This is a genomic window from uncultured Tateyamaria sp. (assembly GCF_947497045.1).
Classification (GTDB): Bacteria; Pseudomonadota; Alphaproteobacteria; order Rhodobacterales; family Rhodobacteraceae; genus Tateyamaria.
Genome location: NZ_CANMEU010000001.1, coordinates 527,800 through 550,130 on the forward strand (window position 1 = coordinate 527,800; position 22,331 = coordinate 550,130).

24 protein-coding genes are annotated in these 22,331 nt (G+C 60.7%); 8 read left to right on the top strand and 16 right to left on the bottom strand.

Annotation, left to right across the window (positions count from 1 at the left end; genetic code table 11):
* The 11 genes from pufM to Q0859_RS02865 form a co-directional block, all read right to left on the bottom strand.
* Entirely contained in the window at positions 1-987 is a 987-nt protein-coding gene (pufM, locus tag Q0859_RS02815; RefSeq protein ID WP_299147377.1) for a photosynthetic reaction center subunit M, read from the bottom strand.
* 4 nt (positions 988-991) lie between these two features.
* The gene (gene pufL / locus Q0859_RS02820; RefSeq protein WP_299147378.1) at positions 992-1,855 is read right to left on the bottom strand and encodes a photosynthetic reaction center subunit L; all 864 of its coding nucleotides are present in this window, start codon (positions 1,853-1,855) and stop codon (positions 992-994) included.
* A 139-nt stretch (positions 1,856-1,994) separates the two neighbouring features.
* Complete coding sequence (gene pufA, locus Q0859_RS02825; RefSeq protein WP_159975336.1) at positions 1,995-2,153, bottom strand: light-harvesting antenna LH1, alpha subunit; 159 nt, start codon at positions 2,151-2,153, stop codon at positions 1,995-1,997.
* A 14-nt stretch (positions 2,154-2,167) separates the two neighbouring features.
* Complete coding sequence (pufB, locus tag Q0859_RS02830) at positions 2,168-2,311, bottom strand: light-harvesting antenna LH1, beta subunit (protein ID WP_223421471.1); 144 nt, start codon at positions 2,309-2,311, stop codon at positions 2,168-2,170.
* A gap of 186 nt (positions 2,312-2,497) precedes the next feature.
* Positions 2,498-2,725: a cytochrome PufQ gene (gene pufQ, locus Q0859_RS02835; protein ID WP_299147379.1), complete on the bottom strand. Its 228-nt coding sequence runs from the start codon at positions 2,723-2,725 to the stop codon at positions 2,498-2,500.
* Positions 2,726-4,246 carry a chlorophyllide a reductase subunit Z gene (bchZ, locus tag Q0859_RS02840; protein WP_299147380.1) on the bottom strand — a complete coding sequence of 507 codons (1,521 nt, stop codon included), beginning with the start codon at positions 4,244-4,246 and terminating at the stop codon, positions 2,726-2,728.
* Positions 4,247-4,337: 91 nt separating this feature from the next.
* Positions 4,338-5,909, bottom strand: coding sequence for a chlorophyllide a reductase subunit Y (gene bchY / locus Q0859_RS02845; protein WP_299147381.1), 1,572 nt, complete (start codon positions 5,907-5,909; stop codon positions 4,338-4,340).
* A 99-nt stretch (positions 5,910-6,008) separates the two neighbouring features.
* A complete protein-coding gene (locus Q0859_RS02850; RefSeq protein ID WP_299147382.1) occupies positions 6,009-7,010 on the bottom strand; it encodes a chlorophyllide a reductase iron protein subunit X in 1,002 nt (333 codons plus the stop codon).
* Between the two features lie 2 nt (positions 7,011-7,012).
* Complete coding sequence (gene bchC, locus Q0859_RS02855; protein ID WP_299147383.1) at positions 7,013-7,948, bottom strand: chlorophyll synthesis pathway protein BchC; 936 nt, start codon at positions 7,946-7,948, stop codon at positions 7,013-7,015.
* A 119-nt stretch (positions 7,949-8,067) separates the two neighbouring features.
* Positions 8,068-9,180, bottom strand: a complete 1,113-nt coding sequence (locus Q0859_RS02860; RefSeq protein ID WP_299147384.1) for a methyltransferase — start codon at positions 9,178-9,180, stop codon at positions 8,068-8,070.
* Positions 9,180-10,061 carry a polyprenyl synthetase family protein gene (locus Q0859_RS02865; protein ID WP_299147385.1) on the bottom strand — a complete coding sequence of 294 codons (882 nt, stop codon included), beginning with the start codon at positions 10,059-10,061 and terminating at the stop codon, positions 9,180-9,182. Before Q0859_RS02865 ends, Q0859_RS02860 begins: the two co-directional genes overlap by 1 nt.
* A 77-nt stretch (positions 10,062-10,138) precedes the next feature.
* On the opposite strand from Q0859_RS02865, the gene crtD reads away from it, so the two are divergent.
* Together crtD and crtC are read left to right on the top strand one after the other, a co-directional pair.
* Positions 10,139-11,737 carry a 1-hydroxycarotenoid 3,4-desaturase CrtD gene (crtD, locus tag Q0859_RS02870; protein ID WP_299147386.1) on the top strand — a complete coding sequence of 533 codons (1,599 nt, stop codon included), beginning with the start codon at positions 10,139-10,141 and terminating at the stop codon, positions 11,735-11,737.
* On the top strand, positions 11,734-12,606 hold the full coding sequence (gene crtC / locus Q0859_RS02875) for a carotenoid 1,2-hydratase (RefSeq protein WP_299147517.1): 873 nt from the start codon (positions 11,734-11,736) through the stop codon (positions 12,604-12,606). The genes crtD and crtC overlap by 4 nt, the downstream gene beginning before the upstream one ends.
* A gap of 71 nt (positions 12,607-12,677) precedes the next feature.
* Here the strand turns inward: crtC and Q0859_RS02880 are convergent, their stop codons facing one another.
* Genes Q0859_RS02880 through Q0859_RS02890 form a run of 3 tightly spaced genes read right to left on the bottom strand, consistent with a single transcriptional unit; the run spans position 12,678 to position 15,723 of the window.
* Positions 12,678-13,160 carry a TspO/MBR family protein gene (locus Q0859_RS02880; protein ID WP_299147387.1) on the bottom strand — a complete coding sequence of 161 codons (483 nt, stop codon included), beginning with the start codon at positions 13,158-13,160 and terminating at the stop codon, positions 12,678-12,680.
* A 5-nt stretch (positions 13,161-13,165) separates the two neighbouring features.
* Entirely contained in the window at positions 13,166-14,200 is a 1,035-nt protein-coding gene (gene crtB, locus Q0859_RS02885; protein WP_299147388.1) for a 15-cis-phytoene synthase, read from the bottom strand.
* Positions 14,197-15,723: a phytoene desaturase gene (locus Q0859_RS02890; protein WP_299147389.1), complete on the bottom strand. Its 1,527-nt coding sequence runs from the start codon at positions 15,721-15,723 to the stop codon at positions 14,197-14,199. The genes crtB and Q0859_RS02890 overlap by 4 nt, the downstream gene beginning before the upstream one ends.
* A gap of 98 nt (positions 15,724-15,821) precedes the next feature.
* Here Q0859_RS02890 and crtA point away from each other — a divergent pair, with 98 nt between their 5' ends.
* From crtA to Q0859_RS02920, 6 genes are read left to right on the top strand one after another with little or no spacing between them, the layout of a single operon-like run.
* On the top strand, positions 15,822-16,529 hold the full coding sequence (gene crtA / locus Q0859_RS02895) for a spheroidene monooxygenase (RefSeq protein WP_299147390.1): 708 nt from the start codon (positions 15,822-15,824) through the stop codon (positions 16,527-16,529).
* On the top strand, positions 16,526-17,533 hold the full coding sequence (gene bchI, locus Q0859_RS02900) for a magnesium chelatase ATPase subunit I (protein ID WP_299147391.1): 1,008 nt from the start codon (positions 16,526-16,528) through the stop codon (positions 17,531-17,533). Before crtA ends, bchI begins: the two co-directional genes overlap by 4 nt.
* Positions 17,534-17,561: 28 nt before the next feature.
* A complete protein-coding gene (locus tag Q0859_RS02905; protein WP_299147392.1) occupies positions 17,562-19,202 on the top strand; it encodes a magnesium chelatase subunit D in 1,641 nt (546 codons plus the stop codon).
* Positions 19,203-19,205: 3 nt separating this feature from the next.
* Positions 19,206-20,090, top strand: coding sequence for an alpha/beta fold hydrolase BchO (gene bchO, locus Q0859_RS02910; protein WP_299147393.1), 885 nt, complete (start codon positions 19,206-19,208; stop codon positions 20,088-20,090).
* Positions 20,087-20,335 (top strand): hypothetical protein, encoded by a 249-nt coding sequence (locus Q0859_RS02915; protein WP_299147394.1) that lies wholly within the window; start codon positions 20,087-20,089, stop codon positions 20,333-20,335. The genes bchO and Q0859_RS02915 overlap by 4 nt, the downstream gene beginning before the upstream one ends.
* Before the next feature lie 10 nt (positions 20,336-20,345).
* Positions 20,346-20,837 (top strand): DinB family protein, encoded by a 492-nt coding sequence (locus Q0859_RS02920; RefSeq protein WP_299147395.1) that lies wholly within the window; start codon positions 20,346-20,348, stop codon positions 20,835-20,837.
* On the opposite strand, the gene Q0859_RS02925 is transcribed toward Q0859_RS02920, so the two are convergent.
* Positions 20,834-21,526, bottom strand: coding sequence for a transporter substrate-binding domain-containing protein (locus Q0859_RS02925; protein ID WP_299147396.1), 693 nt, complete (start codon positions 21,524-21,526; stop codon positions 20,834-20,836). The two genes, Q0859_RS02920 and Q0859_RS02925, sit on opposite strands and share 4 nt — an antisense overlap.
* Positions 21,527-21,760: 234 nt before the next feature.
* A complete protein-coding gene (locus tag Q0859_RS02930; protein ID WP_299147397.1) occupies positions 21,761-22,222 on the bottom strand; it encodes a c-type cytochrome in 462 nt (153 codons plus the stop codon).
* Between the last annotated feature and the right edge of the window lie 109 nt (positions 22,223-22,331).

The following is a 22,331-nucleotide window of genomic DNA, read 5'->3' on the forward strand; positions in this document are numbered from 1 at the left end:
TCAGTTCTCCTTCCCAATAAAGGTTTCGTAACTGCCATAGTCCGCATAGCCATAGGCACCGTCATACATGGGCGCAAAGTTGTGTTCCTGTGCCCAGATGAACCAGTTGTCCACGACCGTGCCGGTCAGCAGGATACCGATGCCGCCCGTGATCGGGGTCAGTACCGCGAACCACCAGGCCCACCGGTGAATGCCTTCCATCGTGGCGTTGAAGCCCATGGTCCAGCGCCAGAACAGGGCGGCCCGTTCGGTCGCGGTGCCCCGGTCATAGATTTGTTCCAACTCGCGGTCCCCGCCATAGCGGGTCACCGCCAGGATGGTACCGCCATGCATGCAGAACAGCAGGACCGACCCATAAAGGAACACGATGCTCAGACAGTGAAACGGGTTGTAATAGAGGTTGCCGTAGCGGATCGAGAATGCCGTCGTCCAGTCAAGGTGCGCGAAGATACCGTAGGGCACCGCCTCGCTCCATGAGCCCATCAGGATGGGACGGAACAGGCCCAGCACAAGGATCAGCCACAACAGTGCCGCAAAGGCCCAGGCGAGGTGTTTGCCCATCTTGTGCTGTTGCGCCAGTTGATAGGTCCGCAGCCACCATGTGACGCAACCCGCCAGAAAGAACATGCCCGCGATGATGAAGGCGCCCCCATCGTTGAGTGGTGGCATGCTCAGCCCATATTCAGGCCCCGGAGGTTCGAGCGCCAGCCAGAACAGTTGCCGGATGAATTCGGGCACCGACCAGCCAACCTGCGCCAGCATCGAAAATCCAACAATGTTGAACCAGATCATAAAGCACACGCACGAGATCACCCCGTACGAGCTGATGTTGATCGGCCCCAACTGCGCATTGCCAAGCAGGCCAAACAAGGTAGAGAAACGCGGCTTGCCAGCGCGGTCCGCCATCATTTCACCGCTGTCGTCCATGCCCCAGTCCGGAGTGCCCTGCACCTGAACCTGCGCAAAAATGTTTTGATACTCAATCATGCGCTCAGCCCCCAAAACCGGATTGATAGACAGGCAGCGGATCGCTGCCCCAGATTGGCATGTTCAGCCACCAGTTCCACCACTCGGGCCAGCCCGACGTCCAGACGGGGCCAGAAATGATGATGCACACGGCACTGAAGAACACGGCGTTGATGGCCAACAACCAGCCGACGCGGTGGATGCCCAATGTGCCAACCGAATAGCCGATATAGTCGCGGAAGAACGCATCCTCGTGGTCGGGTGTCTTGGCCAGTTCGCCCTTTTCGGGATTCGCCGCCGACAGGATCAGACCCCCATGTAGCGCCAGCGCAATCGTCGTGGTAAAGAACAGCGTGACCGCCAGCATGTGCGCCGGATTGTAGTGGAAGTGCAGATAGGCATAACCCGTGTTGCTGACCCAGTCGAGGTGGCTGAAGATCCCGTATGGAAATCCATGCCCCCATGCACCCATCAGAAGCGGGCGGAAGATGACAAGGGTCACATAGGCCAGAATGGCAAAACTGAAGCCGATGGGCACGTGATAGCCCATCCCGAGCTTGCGACAGATCTCGACCTCGCGCAGCGCCCAACTGATGAACGCGCCGGTGGCACAGAAGGTGATGATCTGCCAAAGGCCCCCTTCAAGCAGGGGTGCCATGCCCAGACCATAGGACAGGTCCGGCGGCGCGATGTTGATCAGCCAGGGATTGAAGGTGCCTTGCTGTGACGCGCCCCAGAAAATCAGGACCGTGCCCAAAAGACTGAAGAAGGCAGTCGTGACGCCGAAAAAGCCCACGTAAAAGGGGCCGACCCAAAAGTCGAACAGATCACCGCCGATCAGCGTCCCACCCCGGACGCGATACTTTCTCTCGAAGGATAGCAAGGCCATCTCTCAAACTCCGCAGTTGGCGGCGTGACCCGACAGGGGCCGACAAGCCGTCTTGGTATTTTTGTTGGTTTGTTGCGGGCAGGCGAGGGCGCACTGTTCGCCCCGCCCGCAACTGTTTTTAGATCCGCATCAACGGGTCTTACTGGGCGCTTTGAGCAGCCAGTTCGAACCAGTTGAAGTGGTCCGTGCTCAGCAGGACGAGGTGAATCATCGCCGCCAGCAGGAACAGGAAAACGCCTTGTGCGACAAACACACGACGGGGATCGAAGATGAGCCAGATTTTGTAAAACTTCGCCATTTGCTAATCCCTCCTCAGAACCACGGGCGCCAGATGAACACTGCCAAATGAGCGACAACGGCAACGGCTGTAAAAAGCCAGAGCCCGCTCATATAGACAGCGTGCAGCTCTTGCGCCTGCTCGTCTGTGAGACCTGTGAAAGACAGGTTTTCAGCCATATTAATTCCTCCGGAATTTTATGCTGATGCCGCGCACCCCGCGGCCGGGTCCATTGGGGTTGCCCCCTCCGGGCTCTGTCCACCTGTTGCCAGGCGTACAGTCTCGCATCTCGGCAGGCGCACACAGGCCGAGAGATTCTGTGACATACGCCAAAGGGCGCGTGCCTTTATGTCGGATCGCCCGGATCAAGCGTTAAAGATCATCGGCGTGATGATCCGGGCTTGGGTCCAGGCACGGGCCATCGGGCCCTTGTCGGTAAAGCTGCGCGATTTGATCGCGGCCAGCGCCCATGTCAGGCAGGCCAGCGGCAGTGTTGCCACGAAGATGATCGCGAAATAGACCATGAATTCGGTCTTTTGGGCGCTGCGCTTCTTTGGCGCTTCGGTCGCAATGTTGGACGTCATGTCAGTCATTTATGTTCCTCCCTCGGAAACAGTCTCTGACGATCCGGATGCCCCCGGATCATTCGTCTGGATCGACCCGGCCAGGGCCGGATCAAGAGCGCGCACAGTTTCGATCACAACCCGGTCTGCACCGCTGGCGAGGGCTGCTTGCTCAGCCGCATCGCGCAGGGTTTTTGCCGCAGATATCCGGGTCAGGATGGGGTGTTGCTCGACAATGCGGTCAAGCATGGCCTGCGCATCCGCGTCCCATGGGAAATCGCGGCGCAGGGTCGTCGGGGTCGCCTCGGCGGCATCCATGTCGGTCGCCAAGGGCAGGATGTGGAACAGCGCATCGAACAGCCCGTTGCACACTTCCTGAATCATATAGGTGGCACCGGCGTAGCCCATGAAGGGCGTGCCGGTATGACGGCGGATCGCAGCGCCGGGGAAGCTGGCGGGAATAAACGCAGGGCTTGGCCCGTGCCCGCCCTTCAGCTCCGCCAGATACATCTTTTCATTGATGGATCCGAAAACGACCAGCGGACGCTTCTGGCCCATCCAGGCGCGCACCTCTTCGTTGTTCGTCTTCTTGCCCGCAACACGGGCGACCGCAAATGCACAAGGCAGGCCCATATCATCTTCAAGGAACAACCGGATCCCGCGGGCATAGGTCTCGTTTGCGACAACGGCAAAGGATGCGGTGGCAAAGAAATCCTGCGTGACGGACCGCCACAGGTCCCACACAGGTTTGAGCGTGGAGTGTTTTTCCTGCTCGATAAAAGGTTCGGGGTCGAGGCCCACCAAATTCCCCAGTGCGCGCAGGAATTTGGTGGTACTCTCGACCCCTATCGGGGCTTGCAAGTATGGCTTGGCAAGAAGCTCACACAATCCACGCCCGAACTCGCGGTACATGCAGATGTTCACATCCGCATTCACCAGATTTCGCATTTCGGCCACGTGGGCACCCAAGGGATGCACCATGTTGACCTCGCAGCCGATCCCTTCGACCAGCCGCCGGATCTCGGCCAGATCGGATGGCATGTTGAACGTGCCATACATCGGACCGAGGATGTTCACGCGAGGACGCGCACCTTCCTCGCGTTTCTTTTCGGGCGGCATGCGCCCTTTCGTCATGCCGAACTCGGTAAAAATCCAGGTCATGGCACGGTCCGCCGCCTCCCACTGATCCTCATCAATGGTGCGGGGCAGGAACCTCTGAATGTTGGTGCCCATAGGCGTGACACCACCGCCGATCATCTCGGCAATGGAGCCGGTGACGACAACAGCGGGCAGGGCCGGATCAAGCGTGCCCCAGGCGCGCTTCATCGCGCCCTCGGTACCATCGCGGCCCAACTCTTCTTCGCCGAGACCCGTAGTGACAATCGGCAACTCGTGCGGAGGCAGGGCGTCCGTATAGTGAAGCACCGACGTCACAGGCAGGTTCTCGCAGCCAACGGGGCCGTCAATCACACATTGCAGGCCCTTCACGGCGCAGAACGCATAGACAGCGCCCCAATACCCGCCAGCCCGGTCGTGATCCATGATCAACATGCCCGACTCTCCCCTGCTTCATCTTGCAGGGAAAACTCCACGGGGGTGTGGGGGTGTGAAACCCCCGCTCCGACATATGCAAAACGGCGCATCATATCATCTCAGCGGCCTTCGCCGCCTTCGCTTGCCGTTCAAGTTTCTTCTGATTCTGCGCGCGGAAATCCTCGCGCACATTTGGGGCACCTTCCCAGACACCAGCGGTGTCACCGGTCCCGACACCCTCAAAGAACTCCTTCATGTGCTCCATCCGCCCCTTGTTGGCGATGGCGGCATTGATGACCTCGGCCAGCGATCCGGCCCCGGCCACGCCCATGAGGGGGCGCGCGGAAATCAGGTTGGTGAAATAAAGACCGGGAATGCCCAGCTCCTTGGCCTTTTGCACAACCGGGGTCGTGCCGATGGCAAGGTCCGGCTGCACGGCTTCCATCGCGGCGCAATCATCCTCGAGCGAGGCGCGGAATTTCACTTTCACACCCATGTCCTCGAGCCAAGCCTGATCGGCCTCATTCCAAGGGGTGCGCGCGCAAGCGGTGCCGACATAAGGCACCGTCGCACCGCTTTCTATCAGCAACCGCGCGACCAGTAATTCGGAACCTTCATAGCCTGACAGGGTGATGGTGCCGTTGATCGGTGTCGCGGCGAGCGCGCCGGTGATCACGGGAAGCACAGCGTTTTGAGCGGCTGCAATCTGATCAGCCGAGCATCCATGCGCCGCGCCAATCTCGGCAAGCCACGTGGCCGTGCCATCCCGACCAACGGGGGCCGACCCGACAACAGGGCGGCCCGCCGCCTGAAATTCGCGCACAGCAGCAGTATAAAACGGATGGATCGCCGCGACGACCGAACTGTCAAGCGCGGCATAAAGCTCGCGCCATTCCCGGCACGGCACAACAGGGCCAGCCGCCAGACCCAACGGGGCCAGCATCTGCCCGATCATCATCGGATCAGCCGGGAACATCTCGCCCAGCAGTGCGACGGTGGGACGATCGGATTTACCGCCAACGGGGGCGGCCACGGGCCCGGCCTCGACTTCTTCTCGGGCGTATTTCAGCATGGCACCGGCCAGCACATCCTTGGCCTCTGCATGTGTCGGAATACCAAAGCCGGGCACGTCGATACCGACGATGCGTACGCCGTTGATCTCGTTGGGCAGCAGGCGCAGCGGCACACCCGAGGCCGTGGGCACACACAGATTGGTCACCACGATCGCGTCGTATTTGTCGGGGTCAGCCAGATCATGCACGCTTTCGCGGATATCCTCGAACAACTTGCCCGTCACAAGGGTTTCGGAGTTGAAGGGCACATAGCCCACCGACCGGCGCGCGCCGTAAAAGTGGGACACAAAGGTGAGGCCATACACACAGCACGCGGACCCGGACAAAACGGTCGCCGTCCGGCGCATCCGCAAACCAACCCGCAACGACCCGAATGCCGGGCACATGGACTGAGGCTTGTCATGGGGTCCTTGCGGATAATCAGCCGCAAACTTGTCGAGCATCTCGGAATTGCCCGCCATACGCGCGGCCTTTTCCATCTCGGAACCCGAGTGGCAGCCAAGACCGTCCACAGGTGCACCACTTGGCGCGGGCATCTCTGCCTCGCGTAGGTGGCCTTTCGTCACCTCCACCGCGCTCGCGGCGTCATATGTGACTTCATCACTCAACGGGTCATCCGTTTCTTTTGACCAAAAATACCGCGGGGGGTCCGGGGGGCAGCGCGCCCCGGCCGGTCGCATCCTGTCAGGGATGCGAAATCCAAAGATTCACGCCTCGTCATAGACCACCTCCAGCGAGGCCTTGGGCTCGGCATTGCTGCCGCGCATATCCATGTCAGTCGCCGGTTCTAGCACGACGTCACCGCCAGTTTCGGAGGCATCAAACAGGTTCAGTAACCCATCCTGATCCAATGGTGCCGGGCGGACCGGAGGGGCCACCGCGACATTCTCTCCAAGGGCCGCGAACAGGTTGCCCCATTCGGAGTCGGCAGTGCCGACAATCTGGTAATTCGCGGATTTCTTGCGCAGGTCATCATTCTGCGGGATCGCGGCGAGGATCGGAATATCAACCGCTTCGGCAAAGGCCGCCGCTTCACCCGTGCCATCGTCCTTGTTGATAACGAGGCCCGCCACGCCCACATTGCCACCCAGCTTGCGGAAGTATTCAACGGCGGAACACACATTGTTGGCCACATAGAGCGACTGAAGATCATTGGAGGCGACCAGGATCACCTTTTGCGCCATGTCGCGCGCGATGGGCAGGCCAAAGCCGCCGCAAACCACGTCACCGAGGAAATCAAGCAGGACATAATCGAAGTCCCAATCGTGAAAGCCCAGCTTTTCCAACAGCTCAAACCCGTGGATAATGCCGCGCCCACCGCACCCACGACCCACTTCGGGACCGCCAAGCTCCATCGCAAACACACCACCACGCTTGAAGCACACATCGCCGATCTTCACCTCTTCGCCTGCAAGCTTCTTCTTGGTCGAGGTTTCGATGATGGTCGGGCACGCCTTGCCACCAAAAAGCAGGCTTGTCGTATCGGATTTCGGATCGCACCCGATCAACAGCACGCGCTTGCCCTGTTCGGCCATCATGTGGCTGAGGTTCGCGAGCGTAAACGATTTGCCGATGCCCCCCTTGCCATAAATTGCGATAATCTGCGTCTTGGAGGTGGGTTCTTCGGCCACGATATCAGCGAGGTCTTCGTGCGCTTCGTCCCGCAGACGCTGATCGAAATCCTTCAGGTTCGGTACTTCGTCTTTCACGTTCAGTGCTCCCAGTCCAAAATCATTTTGAGGCAGTCGCCATCGCTGAACGCCTGCTCATACGCGGCGCGGGCATCCCTGGCAGGACGACGATGGGTGATCAGACCCTCAAGGCTCAGCGCGCCGCATTCGACCAGCGCGCGGGTCGCGGCCAGATCTTCGCGCGTCCATTCGGCGGCAACGCGAAAGCGGGCCTCTTTCATAAAGGCGGGCGGAAAGGCGAAGGACAACGGCGCGGAATAGAACCCCGCAAGGACGATCTCTCCACCTTTGGCGATGCGCCCGACAAGATCGTTCAGCAATGCGCCCTGCCCGGACGCGTCATAGATCGAGCGGTAGTCGCGGCGCATGTCGGTTTCGGGATCGAGCACCTGATAGCCCATCGCGCCATCGCGCCGGGCCGGGTCGATTTCCCAAACCGTGGGCGCAGGCGCGCCTGCGGCAATTGTCAGCCGGGCCAGCAAGCGGCCCAACACGCCGTGGCCCACGATCAGGTCCGGCACAGCCTTGTTCATCCCCGCCATCGCGTGGCGGGCAGTCGCGGCCAAGGCCAGCAACGCACCGGACGCGCCTAACGCCGGATCAATGCGGGTCACACGTTCGCTGTCAGTGACCAGCGTTCGGGACGCCCCGCCAAACAGGCCGAACGCCCCCTCATAGCAGTTGGCACCGGGCACAAAGACGCGGTCGCCGGGTTTGAAGCCGGTCATCGGGCCCGCCTCGACCACTTCGCCGGCCGATTCGTACCCGGGCACCAAAGGGTATCCCATGCCGGGAAAGGGCGGCATGTCGCCGGTCCAAAACAGTTTTTCCGTGCCTGTCGAAATCCCCGAATGCGCAACCTCAACAACCAGATCCGTTGCGCCGGGCGCTGTCAGCGCCAGCGTGCCCACATCAAGATCGCGGGGGCCTTTCAACAGAACGGCGGAGGTGTCCAAGGGTGGTTCCTTTTTGGCAGGGCGGCGCATCACAGACTCGAGAGCGTGCCGCACGGGGTTGAGTGTCATTCTAGTTAGACATGTCGATGTGTCAATTAAATTGGACACTTCTGGGCGAATCAGTCTGGACGCCGCGCGGTCAGAGTTCGGGTCACATAGGCGCGTGCTGGCGGCGGGCTGTGAATTTGGGTGAACCCCGCCTCGCCCAAGAGCGCCTCGACATCAGCGGCAGACCGGGCACGCCCTGTTTGCATCGCCATGGTGTAGAACGCGAAATACACATCCCCCGCGCGATCCGGGCGGGCACCGCCGCCCATCGGCTCGGACACGATCAAGCGCCCACCGGGAGGGAGGGCATCGAAAACAGCAGCCAACAAGGCGCGCACCGTATCGTCCGAATGATCGTAAAGGACCCGAATCAAAGACACCGCATCCGCACCCGCGGGCAGCGAATCAGTGTGGAAACTACCGGGCACGATTCGCACGCGGTCCGTCATGCCAACCCTGTCGAAACGGGTCTGCGCATCGGGCACAACGGAGGGCAGATCGAACAGTGTCATCTCTATCTGTGGAGCGGCCTGTCCGGCGGCTTCAAGGAACGCCCCGGTTCCTCCACCCACATCCAGCAGGTGGCGCACCCCTTTCAGGGACACCGCCCGCAGCGTGTCTTCGGCCACAAGCCGTTGAGACTGCGCCATCAGGTCAGAGTAAATCCCTGCCTCACGCGCGGGCACGTCACCGCCAAAGACATACGGCCAGAACTGGGACAACTGCGTTTCCTCCGGGCCGCGCAAAAGCGCAACCGGATCACGCAGGTCATCATAAAACGCCTTGTGGTGCCGGATCATCGCCTCAAGCCCCGGCACGCCCATTAACGCAGCCCCCTTTCGGGCAAGCGCAAAGGTGCCCCGCTTGCGTTTGAGCAACCCAAGGGCCGCACCCGCCTGCAACAGGATTTGCATCCGGTCGGCAGGCACATCACATGCGCGCCCAAGCGTCTCGGCACTTTGTGGACCTGCGCGCAAACGACGGAAGATATCCAGCTCAACCAGCGCCATCAACACCTGGGACTGAACAAATCCCTGCACCACGTCGAACAAGGCCGCACCGTCAGAGCGGGCACGACGTCTGGTCAGGGGGAATTTGCTGGCCCAACTTTGAAAACCGGGGCGAGCGACCAGCCGATTCAGCCAGCCACCACGCCACGTCGGCGGATCAGCAGCCTCAGACATCACTCACCCGGCACGTGGGTTGGCGCGACCACAGGCGTCAGACGCTCGGCATACATGCGCACCATTTCGGCCAGTTGGGCCTCACCGGGGCAGGCAGGAATGGATGCAATCGCCCCACTCAGGATATCCTTGAGCCGCGAAATCGCCCCTTGCACCCCAAGCTGGGTAACTGCATTTGGGCGGCCATGCAGATCGTCCTGACCCGCAGGCTTGCCAAGGGTTTCAGCGTCATAAAGGGCATCGCGCAGATCATCGGCGACCTGAAATGCCTCACCAATCCGGTCGCCAAGCTCGAACCAGGGTTCTGCATCTTGACCCGCCGCAATGGCACCCATCTGAGTGGCCGCAATGAACAGCGCCCCGGTCTTGGCCTGATGGTAGGCGCGCAAATCAATCTCAGCCTCGCTCTCCCACCCTTGGCCCGCGCAAATCCCACCTGGCATGCCAGTGCGCTGTGAGAGCGTGATAATCAGTTGAGCAACCCGCTCAGGAGCCAGATGCGCCTCGCGTGCCAAAATCTCAAAGGCCAGAACGATCAGGCTGTCCCCCGTCAAAACCGCAAGCGGTTCCGAATATGCCTTGTGCACGCTCGGCTTGCCGCGACGCATATCTGCGTCGTCGAAACAGGGCAGATCATCATGGACCAGACTGGCGCAGTGGATCATCTCAAGCGCAGAGGCAGCAGCGTTGGAGACCCGCGGTCGGTCATCCCCACAGGCCATTGCCACGGACATCAAGATTGTGGGACGAATGCGGGCACCACCCGGCGCAGTGGCATATTCCAGCGCGCTGGCCAGACGGGGCGGCGTGGCGCGTCCGGCCCCCTGTCCCACGGCCACAGCCTCTGCGATTGCGGCTTCGATACGTGTGTTGAGGCCCATGCAGTTCGCTCCTAAAACCGGATAATGTCACGTAAGTGAGACACTAAAGTGTAAATCATACTGGACACATTGCATGCATGAGTCAACAATCAGGCCATCTTGGCAACGCTGCTGAAGCACGCGCGAAAGGGGCATCTATCTCTGCCACCTCACCATCTGAACACGCCGTCATTGTCGGTGCCGGTATCGCGGGCCTGGCCTGCGCGGCCCGGCTGCGTGCGGCCGGGTATGACGTGACGCTACTGGAACGGCACGAAACAGTCGGGGGTAAAATCCGCACAGTGCCGTCCGCAGCAGGACCGATAGATGCAGGGCCTACGGTTCTGACAATGCGCCATGTGTTTGATGATCTGTTCGCCACACTTGGTGCGCGGCTGGACGATCACGTCACCCTGATCCGGCAAAAGACGCTGGCCCGCCACTTTTGGCCGGACGGCAGCATGCTTGATCTGTTTGCGGACCGCGGCCAAAGCACAGAAGCGGTGCGTCAGTTTGCAGGTGCACGGGCGGCACAACAATTTCGCGCCTTTTGCGCCCGGGCCGAGCATTTGTTTGCGGCCTTTGATGGCCCGATGATGCAGGCCGCCGAACCGCGGCTCGCTACACTCACCGCGCATGTGCTGAAACATCCGCAGCTGATCCCGGCTATGGCCCCCCTGTCGACGCTGCAATCGCTACTCAGGTCCAGCTTTGATGACCCACGGCTGCGTCAACTCTTTGGGCGATATGCCACCTATGTGGGCGGCAGTCCGACGCACGCACCCGCCATCTTGTCACTGATCTGGCAGGCAGAGGCGGCGGGGGTCTGGGTTGTCAAAGGCGGGATGCACAAGCTGACACAGGCGCTGGCGACCTTGCTGCAAACGCACGGCACCGAGGTCCGAACCAACGCCCATGTGGATCGGATCGAGATGCAAAACGAGCGCGCGGCTGCGGTGCACCTGCAAGACGGAACACGGCTGGCCTGCGACGTGGTTGTCCATGCGGGCGATCCTCGCGCATTGGCCACCGGAACGCTTGGGGCCAGCACCGAACATATCGCAACGCAGACGTTCAAAGCGAAACGAAGTTTTTCGGCGCGCGTTCTCAGCTTTGCAGCGACGCCAAAGGGGCCGGACCTCGCCCATCACAACGTATTCTTCAGCGATCAGCCAACGGAAGAATTCGACGATCTGATGGCCGGACACATTCCGCGCCATCCCAGTTTCTACATTTGCGCGCTCGACAGGGGGCAGAAAACAGCCCCTCCCGCCACCGAGCGCTTTGAGATCATCACAAACGCCCCAGCAACGGTTGGCACATCCAAAACACCCGAGGACATCACCCAATGGCTTCATCAGATCACGCGCCAGATGGCACAACAAGGTATGACTTTCAGCCCGACCCCGACGACACAATCCGTGACGACAGCACAGGACTTCGCGCAGATGTTCCCGGCAAGTCAGGGCGCGCTTTACGGGCAAAGCCCGCACGGGCTGACAGCCGCCCTGCAACGCCCGACCGCCCGCACGGCGATCCCCAATCTTTACCTTGCCGGGGGCGGGACACATCCCGGGGCGGGGGTGCCGATGGCGACCCTCTCCGCCAAGCACGCGGTCGCGGCGATCTTGAGCGACCAAACTTCAACATTCAGGTTGGGCCAAACGGCTACGCGTGGTGGTATGTCGACGGCCTGAGCGATTGCGGCACGCGCGCCGTCTCGGTGATCGGGTTCATCGGGTCGGTGTTTTCGCCCTGGTATCGCTGGTCCGGCCGCAAGAACCCGCAAAACCATGTCTGTATCAATGTGGCGACCTATGGCCCGGGCGGGCGGTTCACCATGACAGATCGCGGCGAATCCGCCCTGCGCCAGACCGCATCCCGGCTCGAGGTCGGTCCATCCTGCATGCGGTGGAGCAACGGCGAACTGATCATCGATGTCAATGAAATATCATCTCACCCGATGATCAACAGGATCAAAGGCCAGATCACCATCACACCCAGTGCGCTGACACAAGTCGAACTGCCACTTACGGAAGACGGCGCACATATCTGGCGCCCCTTTGCGCCGCGGTCCCGGATCACGGTCGATATCGACCGCAAAGGCTGGCAATGGGAGGGCGAAGGTTATTTCGACGCCAATTTCGGCACCCGCGCGTTGGAAGAAGACTTCAGCTATTGGACATGGGGCCGCTATCCGACAGGTGATGGTGCAACCTGTTTTTATGACGCCACCCGGCTGGATGGATCGGAACTGGCCGCTGCGTTCCGCTTTGACAGCACAGGCGATGCGCGATCAATACCCCTACCCCCGAAAGCACCCATGCGGCGCTCGCTCTGGGCCGTCAAACGGGAAACACGCGGGGATGCAGGATCCAACGCACGGCAAATACAAAACATGCTGGATGCGCCATTTTACTCGCGCTCGGCCGTGCAAACAACACTTGACGGAGTGGCCACAACCGGGGTGCATGAGGCACTTGACCTCAAACGCTTCCGCTCACCCCTGCTAAAACCGATGCTGGCTGTTCGGGTGCCCAGACGCCCCAATTGGACGTTCTCCTGATCTTCCTTTCGCCAAAAATACCTCGGGGAGCGCGAGGGGCTGGCCCCTCGTTCCGACGCTGACACAATACCTCAGCCTTGAGATTTCAGAGGTGCCGCCGCTTCTTCCCGGTTCAGGTTCCAGACCGACGCATTCAAGGCAGCCGCAATGGTGACCCACACCAGATAAGGCACAAAGAGCCACCCCGCGAGGGTATCGACCTGCCACAGTGCAAGCATTGCGCTGAAGACGGTGATCCAAAGCACCCCGATGATCGCCATGCCCAGACGGATATTGCGCAGCCCGAAGAACACCGGGGTCCACAACCCGTTGAACGCGATCTGCATCGCCCAGAACGCCATCGCGATCCCGTTGTCGGGGGCCATGCCCGCCCGGGCACCGGCCCACGCCATGCAGATATACAGAACCGTCCAGGTCACAGGAAAAACCCAATCCGGCGGCGTCCATGATGGCTTGTTCAGCGCGCGATACCACGGTCCCGGTGGAAACAGACCACCGGTCAGCCCAGCCCCAAGGCAGGCCGCGAAAAAGATGAAAAACAGCAACCAGAACATCACGGTCACATCGCCCGGACGCGCGCGCCAATCAGTGCGGCGCGCTCTGATTTGCGTTTGGCCTCAAGGGCGGCAAGGGCATCGAACATGCTGTCACTGCGCGGGGTCGTGGCCCCCACTGCGGTCGCATCGACCAGAAACTGGACCTCGGGCAGCGGCTTGGCAAACAGCACGGGCGAGCGAGGCACGACCATACTCACCCCACTCATCAACATGGATTGCGCAAGCCAGCCGACCTTTTGGCGCTTGGAGGTGCGGGCACGCACGGTGATGCTGTCATAGCCCATCGCGTTCAACTGGCCGCCAATACCGGCATAGATATAACGCGCCGCATAGATTCCGGGACGACTGGCACGCGGCAACGCGCCAAGGCCCGCCTCGGATCGGTAGTAAAGCCGGTTCGCCTCGATGATCAGCCGTTTGGTCATGGCACGCACGGCTTTGGTCGGGCGCGGGTTCATCAGAAAGTCGTGGTGCGCAATACCCGCCTCATCCAGCCAGTCGGTCGGCAGATATAACCGCCCTTCCAGCGCATCTTCGCCAACGTCGCGCGCGATGTTGGTCAATTGCATCGCAACACCCAGATCACAGGCTCGGGCAAGGGCATCGCGGTCACGCACCCCCATCAACACGCACATCATTGCACCGACAGCCGACGCAACCCGGGCCGAGTAGTCCTTGAGGCCCGATAGCGTCCGGTACGTGCGCGCCTCTGCATCCCATGCCAGCCCTTCGAGCAAAGCATCGGGCAAGGCGCGGGGCATATCGAACTGTTCGACCACGGCTGTGAACGCACGATCAGGGGCCGCGTTCCTGGGGGTCCCGGCATAGACCAAATCCAACCGGTCGCGCAGCCGCAAAACGGCTTCGGCCTTTTCTGCCTTCAGATCAACCTCATCATCGGCAAGCCTGCAAAACGCATAGAGCGCAAGAGCCGGGTCCCGCACCTTTTTCGGCAACAGCTTTGAGGCCGCATGAAAGGACAGCGAACCATGGCGGATCGCTTCGGTACAGGTCTGTAAGTCGTGCGGGTCCATCATTTGACTGCATCCGGGACAAGCTGGCTGAGGACATCGGCGCTGGCAATCACACCCGGTACGCCTGCACCGGGATGGGTTCCGGCACCTGTCAGATACAGGCCTTCGACCTCTTCACTGACGTTGTGCGGGCGGAACCAGGCCGACTGCAAAATGCGCGGTTCAATCGAAAACCCGGACCCATGGGGGGACAGATACCGATCCCGGAAAGTCTGGGGCGTGAACACGGTTTCGGTCGAAATCTTGTCGCCCAACCCTGGCAACAACTGATCCTCAAGCACCTTGAGCATCTTGGCCTTGTAGGTATCCGCCTCGACAGACCAATCCACACCGCCATGGCCCAAATGAGGTACGGGCGAGAGCACATAGAATGTGTCATCTCCCTCCGGCGCGACACTGGGGTCGGTGACCGAGGGGCGATGGACATAAAGGCTCATGTCATCCGCGAGTTTGCCCTTGATAAAGATGTCGTTCAGCAAACCCTTGTAGCGGGGCGCGTTCAGGATCGTGTGGTGACCGACATCGGACCACTGATCGCCCGTGCCTTTGGTCCCAAAATACCAAACAAACAGCGACATCGAATACCGGGTCCGTTTCAGACGGGCGGGTGTCCACCGTTTCCGAGGCGCATTGCGCATGAGGTGATCGTAGGTGTGGCCGGCATCGGCGTTTGACACGACAACATCCGCGCCCAACTCAAGTCCGGATTTCAGGCGCACACCGCGCGCCCGCCCGCCATCAACCACGATCTCGTCCACGCCAGTATCCATCAGCAAGGCGCCGCCTTGGTCTTCGACAATCTCAGCCATCCGCGCTGCCATCCCGGCCAGTCCACCCATCGCATAATGGACGCCAAATTCCTTCTCAAGATAGCTGACAAGGATATACATACTGGTCACATGGGTCGGATCACCCCCGATGAACAGCGGGTGAAACGAAAAGGCCATGCGCAGTTTCTCGTTGCGAAACCGCTTTGCCGCATGGGCGTAAACCGAGCGATCCGCGCGCAGCACTCCGAAGGTGGGCAAGACCCGCACCAGATCCCACAACTTGTGCATGGATCGGCGGCCCAGATCTTCGAACCCAAACCAGTAGCGTTTCGCGGAGTCGCGCAGAAAGTTGTCAAACCCGGCAACATCGCGCGGCTCGATCTTGGCGACTTCAGCGCGCATCGCATCGGTGTCTTGCTGGGCGGTAAAGGTGGTGCCATCCGGCCAGCGGATTTCATAGAACGGGGTCAGTGCACGCAGATCCACATCGTCCTCGAACCGACGCCCGCACGCCGCCCACAGCTCGCGATAAAGTTGGGGCACCGTGACAATCGTAGGGCCCAGATCAAAGCGGTGCCCGTCCTGCCAAATCGCAGAGCCGCGTCCGCCCGGCACATCCAACTTGTCGATCACGGTGACCTTGTACCCCTTGGCCCCCAACCGCATCGCAGACGCGAGCCCACCCAGGCCTGCCCCAATCACGATGGCGCGGTTCCCGGTACGGGTCTCCGATTCTATGGGATCAAAACGTGTCATCTCTCTGGAACAATAGATGTGTCCAGTTTAGTTGACAATTTGTTTTGTCGTCGTAGGTTTAATGAGGTGCCAGTGGGCACATCACCAGTGCAAAAGACATGAGCCAGACAACCACAATTTCCTTCTTCCGTTTTGAGCGGTGGCGTGACCGGGCGTGGGCGCTGGCCATGATGGGCGGGGCGCGTCTGGCCATGGCGCGGGTGCCCGACCTCGGGTTTTGGAAACTATGCGGATCTGGCACCGGCGAAGGGTTCACCCCAGTGCCTAACACAGGCGTTTACGCGATCCTGTGCATATGGCCGGATGAGGACACAGCGCGCACGCGGCTTGCAGATATCCCGATCTTCAACCGCTATCGGGCACGCGCGAGCGAGGACTGGACTGTGTTCCTGTCCCCCACCTCCGCACGTGGCGCGTGGAGTGGTCAAACGCCGTTTTCTCCCGTATTGGAGCCTAATTTTGGCCCTATCGCAGCCCTCACGCGTGCCACAATCAAACCAAGCATCCTCGCGAAATTCTGGGGTCGCGTGCCCGACATTTCAGCCATGATCGGCTCGGATCAGAACGTCGTCTTCAAGATCGGAATCGGTGAGGTGCCGATGCTGCATCAAGTCACATTTTCGATCTGGCCCGGCGTGGCCGAAATGGCACAATTCGCCCGCCACAACGGGCCACATGCCGCGGCCATTCAGGCGGTAAGAGACGGCGCGTGGTTTCGCGAAGAACTCTATGCCCGCTTTGTCATTCTTGGCGACACGGGCACATGGGGCGGTGCCAGCCCGCTCAGACAATTGGACGATACATGACCAAGACCCCCTTTCCGTTTTCTGCAATCGTCGGTCAGTCCGATATGAAGCGTGCAATGATCCTGACAGCGATAGATCCCGGTATCGGTGGCGTCCTGGTGTTCGGGGATCGGGGCACAGGCAAGTCGACAGCAGTGCGAGCCTTGGCTGCATTGTTGCCACCAATCACCGCTGTTATGGGCTGTCCGATCAATGCAGAACGTCACGGCGATTGCCCTGATTGGGCCAACATAGAGACGAAAAAGACCCACAAAATCCCGACCCCGGTGATTGACCTGCCCCTCGGTGCGACCGAAGACCGGGTGGTCGGCGCGCTTGATATCGAACGCGCCCTGACGCGGGGTGAAAAGGCATTTGAGGCTGGGTTGCTGGCGCGCGCCAATCGCGGTTACCTCTATATTGACGAGGTTAATCTTCTTGAGGATCACATCGTCGATTTGCTGCTAGATGTGGCCCAATCCGGCGAGAACGTGGTCGAACGTGAGGGACTCAGTATCCGTCACCCTGCCCGCTTTGTCCTCGTAGGGTCCGGCAATCCCGAGGAAGGGGAGCTGCGACCGCAATTGCTGGATCGCTTTGGTCTGTCGGTTGAAGTGCGCAGCCCAAATGACGTGGCCCAACGGATCGAAGTCATCAAGCGGCGCGACAGGTTCGAGTCCGATTTCGACGCCTTTATGGCACTGTATCAAAAGGAAGACGCCAAAATCCGGCGCAGGATCGTTGCCGCCCGCAAGCTGTTGCCACAGATCGAAACACCGGACGCAATCCTGCAAGACTGCGCTGAGCTGTGCATCGCCCTCGGATCCGACGGTTTGCGCGGAGAGCTGACGCTGTTGCGTGCGGCCCGCGCGCTGGCCGCCTTTGACAAGGCCAAGACGTTGACCCGCGATCACTTGCGCGCGGTTGCCCCGATCGCGCTCTCCCACCGTCTGCGCCGCGACCCACTGGATGAGGCTGGCAGCACGACGCGCGTCGTGCGCACCGTGGAGGCGGTGCTGGCATGACACATCGACCCGCACACCACCGCCGCGCATGAGCTATGAAAGCTGGCATAACGCGTCGCTTGCGCTGCGCCTGCTGGCCCTCGACCCACAAGGCCTTGGCGGTGCCGTGATCCGTATGCGCGCTAGCCCGGCGCGCGACGCCCTTCTGGCCGAATTTGACGCCTCGTTGGCAGTCCGCAGGCTGCCCATCACCATTTCCGATGATCAGTTGTTTGGCGGCATCGACCTGAGCACCACGCTCGCATCAGCCCAAGTGACCAACAGCGCCGGGTTTTTCGAACATCCATGTATCGCCCTGATCCCCATGGCGGAGCGGTGCCCTCCCGCCTTGGCTGCCAAGCTGGCCAACGCGCTAGATCAGTCTCTAACAAGCGGTATTCTGGCGCTTGATGAGGGCGTTGACGCGGATGAACGCACCCCGGAGGCGTTGGCAGACCGCCTTGCATTCCACATCTCTCCCGAAGGGCGCAAACCCGAGACTCCGTCACAGTCTGACACCGCACGAACCGCCCTTGGCACCGAGGAGGCGCTGACCCAACTGACCCTTCTTGCAGCACGGTTTGGCATCGCATCATTGCGTGCACCAACGCTGGCATTGAGGGCCGCGCGCGCTCATGCGCGGTTGAATGGCCGGACTGCGTTGACCGAGGGCGACGTGGCGGTGGCTGCAAGCCTCGTGTATCCAAGCCGGGCAACTCAGGTGCCTGAAACAGAGAATGCCACAGATAGCCCGCCGCCCCCGCCACCTGACACGGATGAAGGGCAGGGTGAAAGCACGGCCGACGACATCCTGTCGCTTCCTGACACAGATATGCTGATCGAGGCCGTCAAAGCGATGCTGCCACCGGATCTGCTGAACGGGTTGGTGCCCTGCGGCACGACGCGTGTGTCAGGCGGCGCGGGGGCGGGTCAAAAACGGACCTCGAACCGACGCGGGCGGCCAATGCCATCGCGCTCAGGCCGCCTCGATGGCACCGCGCGCATCGACTTGATTGCGACCCTGCGCACCGCCGCCCCATGGCAACCCTTGCGCCGCCAACAGCAACCCAAGCGGTCTGGGCTACTGGTCCGCCCGACGGATATCCGGCTGAAACGCTATGCCGAGCAATCTGACAGGCTGCTGATCTTTTGCGTCGATGCGTCCGGCTCTGCCGCGGTGTCCCGCTTGGGGGAGGCCAAAGGGGCGATCGAGTTGCTGCTTGCGGACGCATATGCCAGCCGTGATCACGTCGCGCTGGTGTCGTTCCGAGGCACACAAGCAGAGGTTTTGCTGCCACCCACCCGGTCTCTTGTGCAGACCAAACGGCGGCTTTCGGCCCTACCGGGCGGCGGCGGAACACCACTGGCTTCTGGGCTGCAAACCGCACTGCTTCTGGCCGAGCAGTCACGCTCAAAGGGGCTGACGCCGACGGTGATCCTGATCACGGACGGGCGCGCAAATATCACGCTGGACGGGGCCGCAAATCGGGTCCAAGCCGCGCAGGACGCCACGAATATGGGCACAGCCCTGCGTGCCCAAGGCGTCGCTGCGTTGGTGATCGACATGTCCAATCGCCCCCAACCCGTGCTGCAAGCCTTGGGTCAGACGCTGAATGCACCCTATGTGGCGATGCCACGCGCGGACGCACATCGCCTGACAGGCGCGGTGACTGCCGCGCTGGATGGCTGAGGCATGGATTGGGCCAACATCTCATCCTGGCCGAATGTCGATCTGTCACGACGGGTTCATGGGCCCGTCCACCGTTGGCATGTCCAGGAGGCTGGCAAGGGTCACACGATGTTGCTGCTGCACGGTGCGGGGGGGTCAGCCCACAGCTTCCGCAGGCTGATCCCCCCTTTGAGCCAGCACCATCACGTCGTGGCACTGGACCTGCCCGGTCACGGGTTTAGCCAACTTGGCGCGCGCCACCGCTCAACGCTGGATGGCATGGCGCAGGATATCGTGGCACTTTGTATGCGAGAGGGATGGGTGCCCCGTACCATCGTCGGCCACTCAGCCGGCGCGGCGGTGGCGTTGCGGCTTGTGCAACCCGATCTTACACCCCCAGACCAGATCCCGATGGTCATCGGATTGAACGCAGCCTTGGGCGAGTTTCCGGGACTGGCGGGCATCGTTTTCCCCATCATGGCCAAGGCGTTGGCCGCTGTCCCCTTTACGGCCAGCTTGTTTTCAGGCGCATCCGGCAATCCCAAGCGGATCGAGGCATTAATCCGCTCGACCGGGTCCACTTTGGACGCCGAAGGGTTGGAACTGTACCGCAGACTGGTTGCGGATCGCGCCCATGTCGACGGAACATTGCTGATGATGGCGCAGTGGAAACTGGCCCCGCTGTTGCGCACCCTGCCGGATCACAAAGGGCCAGTGCGGTTCGTCGTCGGTGAACAGGACGCGACGGTGTCGCCAACGGTCTCGCTGACAACAGCGAAGTCCATGCCTGATGCGCGGGTCACCAACTTGCCCGACCTGGGGCATTTGGCGCATGAAGAAGACCCAGTCACAGTGGCGAATTTGATCCTTGGGTTTGCGAACGCAGCACAAAATGCGACACCGACATGACCCTTTTGGAATGCGCAGAACAGACCCGAACCGTACCGTTTGCATTGTTTGTCATGGGCGCGCTTGTGCTGGGATTTTGGATCAGCCGCCGGTACAGACTAACATTGGCACAGACCCTGCGGGTGTTCGCAGGCCGCCCCCAATCCGGCGTGGCCCTGCCAGCAAAAGCGATTATCGCGGCGGTGCTTGGCGTAATCGCATTCGGTCTGATCTGGGCTACTTTGATCTTGGCTTGCAAAGGATAACGCTATGCACATGCTGGCGCATCTGCGGTTGATGGCACGATACAATGGGTGGCAGAATACCTCGCTGATCACCGCTGCTGATGGATTGAGTGAGACGGCACGCCACGCGGATCGGGGTGCGTTCTTTGGCTCGATCACTGCGACGTTCAATCATCTTTTGCTGGACGATGCCCTTTGGCTGGCACGATTCGAAGGCGATGCCCGGCCCGAGGTCTGGGTCAAAGGTTCGCTAAAGGATCCAGCCGAATGGGCGGTTTTCAAAGCGGCCCGTGCGGATCTGGACAACAGACTCACCGCTTGGGCCGATAGCTTGCAACCACCCGATCTTGAGGGCAGCGTTGCATGGTATCCCGGTGGAGGCGACATCCGTGTCGAAAAACCGCGTGCGGCGTGTTTGGCCCATGTGTTCAACCACCAAACCCACCACCGCGGACAAATTCACGCAATGCTGACGGCGGCGGGTGCCGTTCCGGATGCAACCGACCTGCCAATGATGGTCTAGCGGTACTTTAACAAGATCGCCGTCAAGCTACCGTCCCGCTCCATGCTGCGCAGCGCAAGGCGATAGTCGCGCGCCATCTCAGGCGACAAATCCAGGCCGCCAACGACATAAATCGCATATTCATGTATACTCGCGCCCGTGTGCAATTCTTCGGGGAAATCAAGGCGGTCCCACACGTCCTGCGCCAGATCGGCGGGCAACAACCACGCTCCGATGCGTCGTACCTGTAGCATTTGCGCACTCGCCTCTGGGCCCGGCAGCCGCACAATATTATCAAAGCCCTGCTTCGTCAGAAAGACATCCGTCGCGGCCCCTGCTTCGACACCGATCATGGATAACTCGCGCGCCTGAACCAGCGAATTCAACGGCTGGTCGAGCGTCAGGAATTGCAGCCGCATCGAATCAATCTGGGTCACCCATGTAAAATGAGGCTCGCGCGCCTCATTGCGAAACAGCGATGGCATTATCGCCTCACCTTGTTTGACCAAGTGCATTGCGCGCTGGAACGGCAGAAATTCAATCGTCACATCGCGCCCTGCGCGGCGCGCGGCCTCACGTATGATTTCAATGGCTGACCCCGGCTTGTCGTAAGAGGCATTGATCATCAGCGGCGGGTAAAAGGCGGCTACGATACGATCCGTTTCCGCCACACCTTTTTCCACCGTCCCAAACAGGGCGGCACAGGTCACGGCGATCCAAAGCCATAGGGCAGGAACAAAACGAAACGCACCTGGTCTTTGCATTGGCAAACAGTCGTCTCCATACCTATGCGCCCAACGTCGTCCGGCACCGTGACAGCCAATAGATAACAACCCGTTGACGCGGGTCCGCTATCCACAGAATAGAACAAAAAAATGGCCGCCGGACTCGTCCGACGGCCACCCTATTCAACTTTTCGACCGAGTGTCGCGTCCTGCGACGTCTTACTCAGCTTCAGCGGCAGGCGAAATGGACGCCAGATACGCATAGATGTTGATCGCGTCCTCTTCCTTGCGGACCTTGTAGGTCATCTTGCTGCGGCCACCATCGCCTGTCGCTTCACGCAGATAACCGGTTGGATCCTGCACGTAGGCGACAAAGACCTCTTCGTTGACCACGATATCTTCCATGTCCGATGCAAGCTGGTTGATATCGGAGTACCGGAAACCTTCAACCACGCCAAAGCGATGGCCGATGATACCGTAAAGGTTCGGACCAGTCTTGGCCTTATTGCCAGCGAGTGTCTCACCTTCATCGTTCACAACGACGTGGCAGGAAATGCACTGGCGGAATGCTTTTTCACCGGCTGCGGCATCGCCCGATGCGGTCAGGTCAACAGAGTGCCCATCAGCAAAGGCGGGTGCGGCAAGTGCGGTTGCGGCGACAACGGCTAGGGTACGGAACATATGTCTCTCCTTGCAAAGTTCTTGGCCTAGAACGTAGCGGCTTGGCGCTCAAGTCAACAGTAACTTTGAATTGATGGCTCTATGGGCGGGAATTGTGGCCTATGTTTCC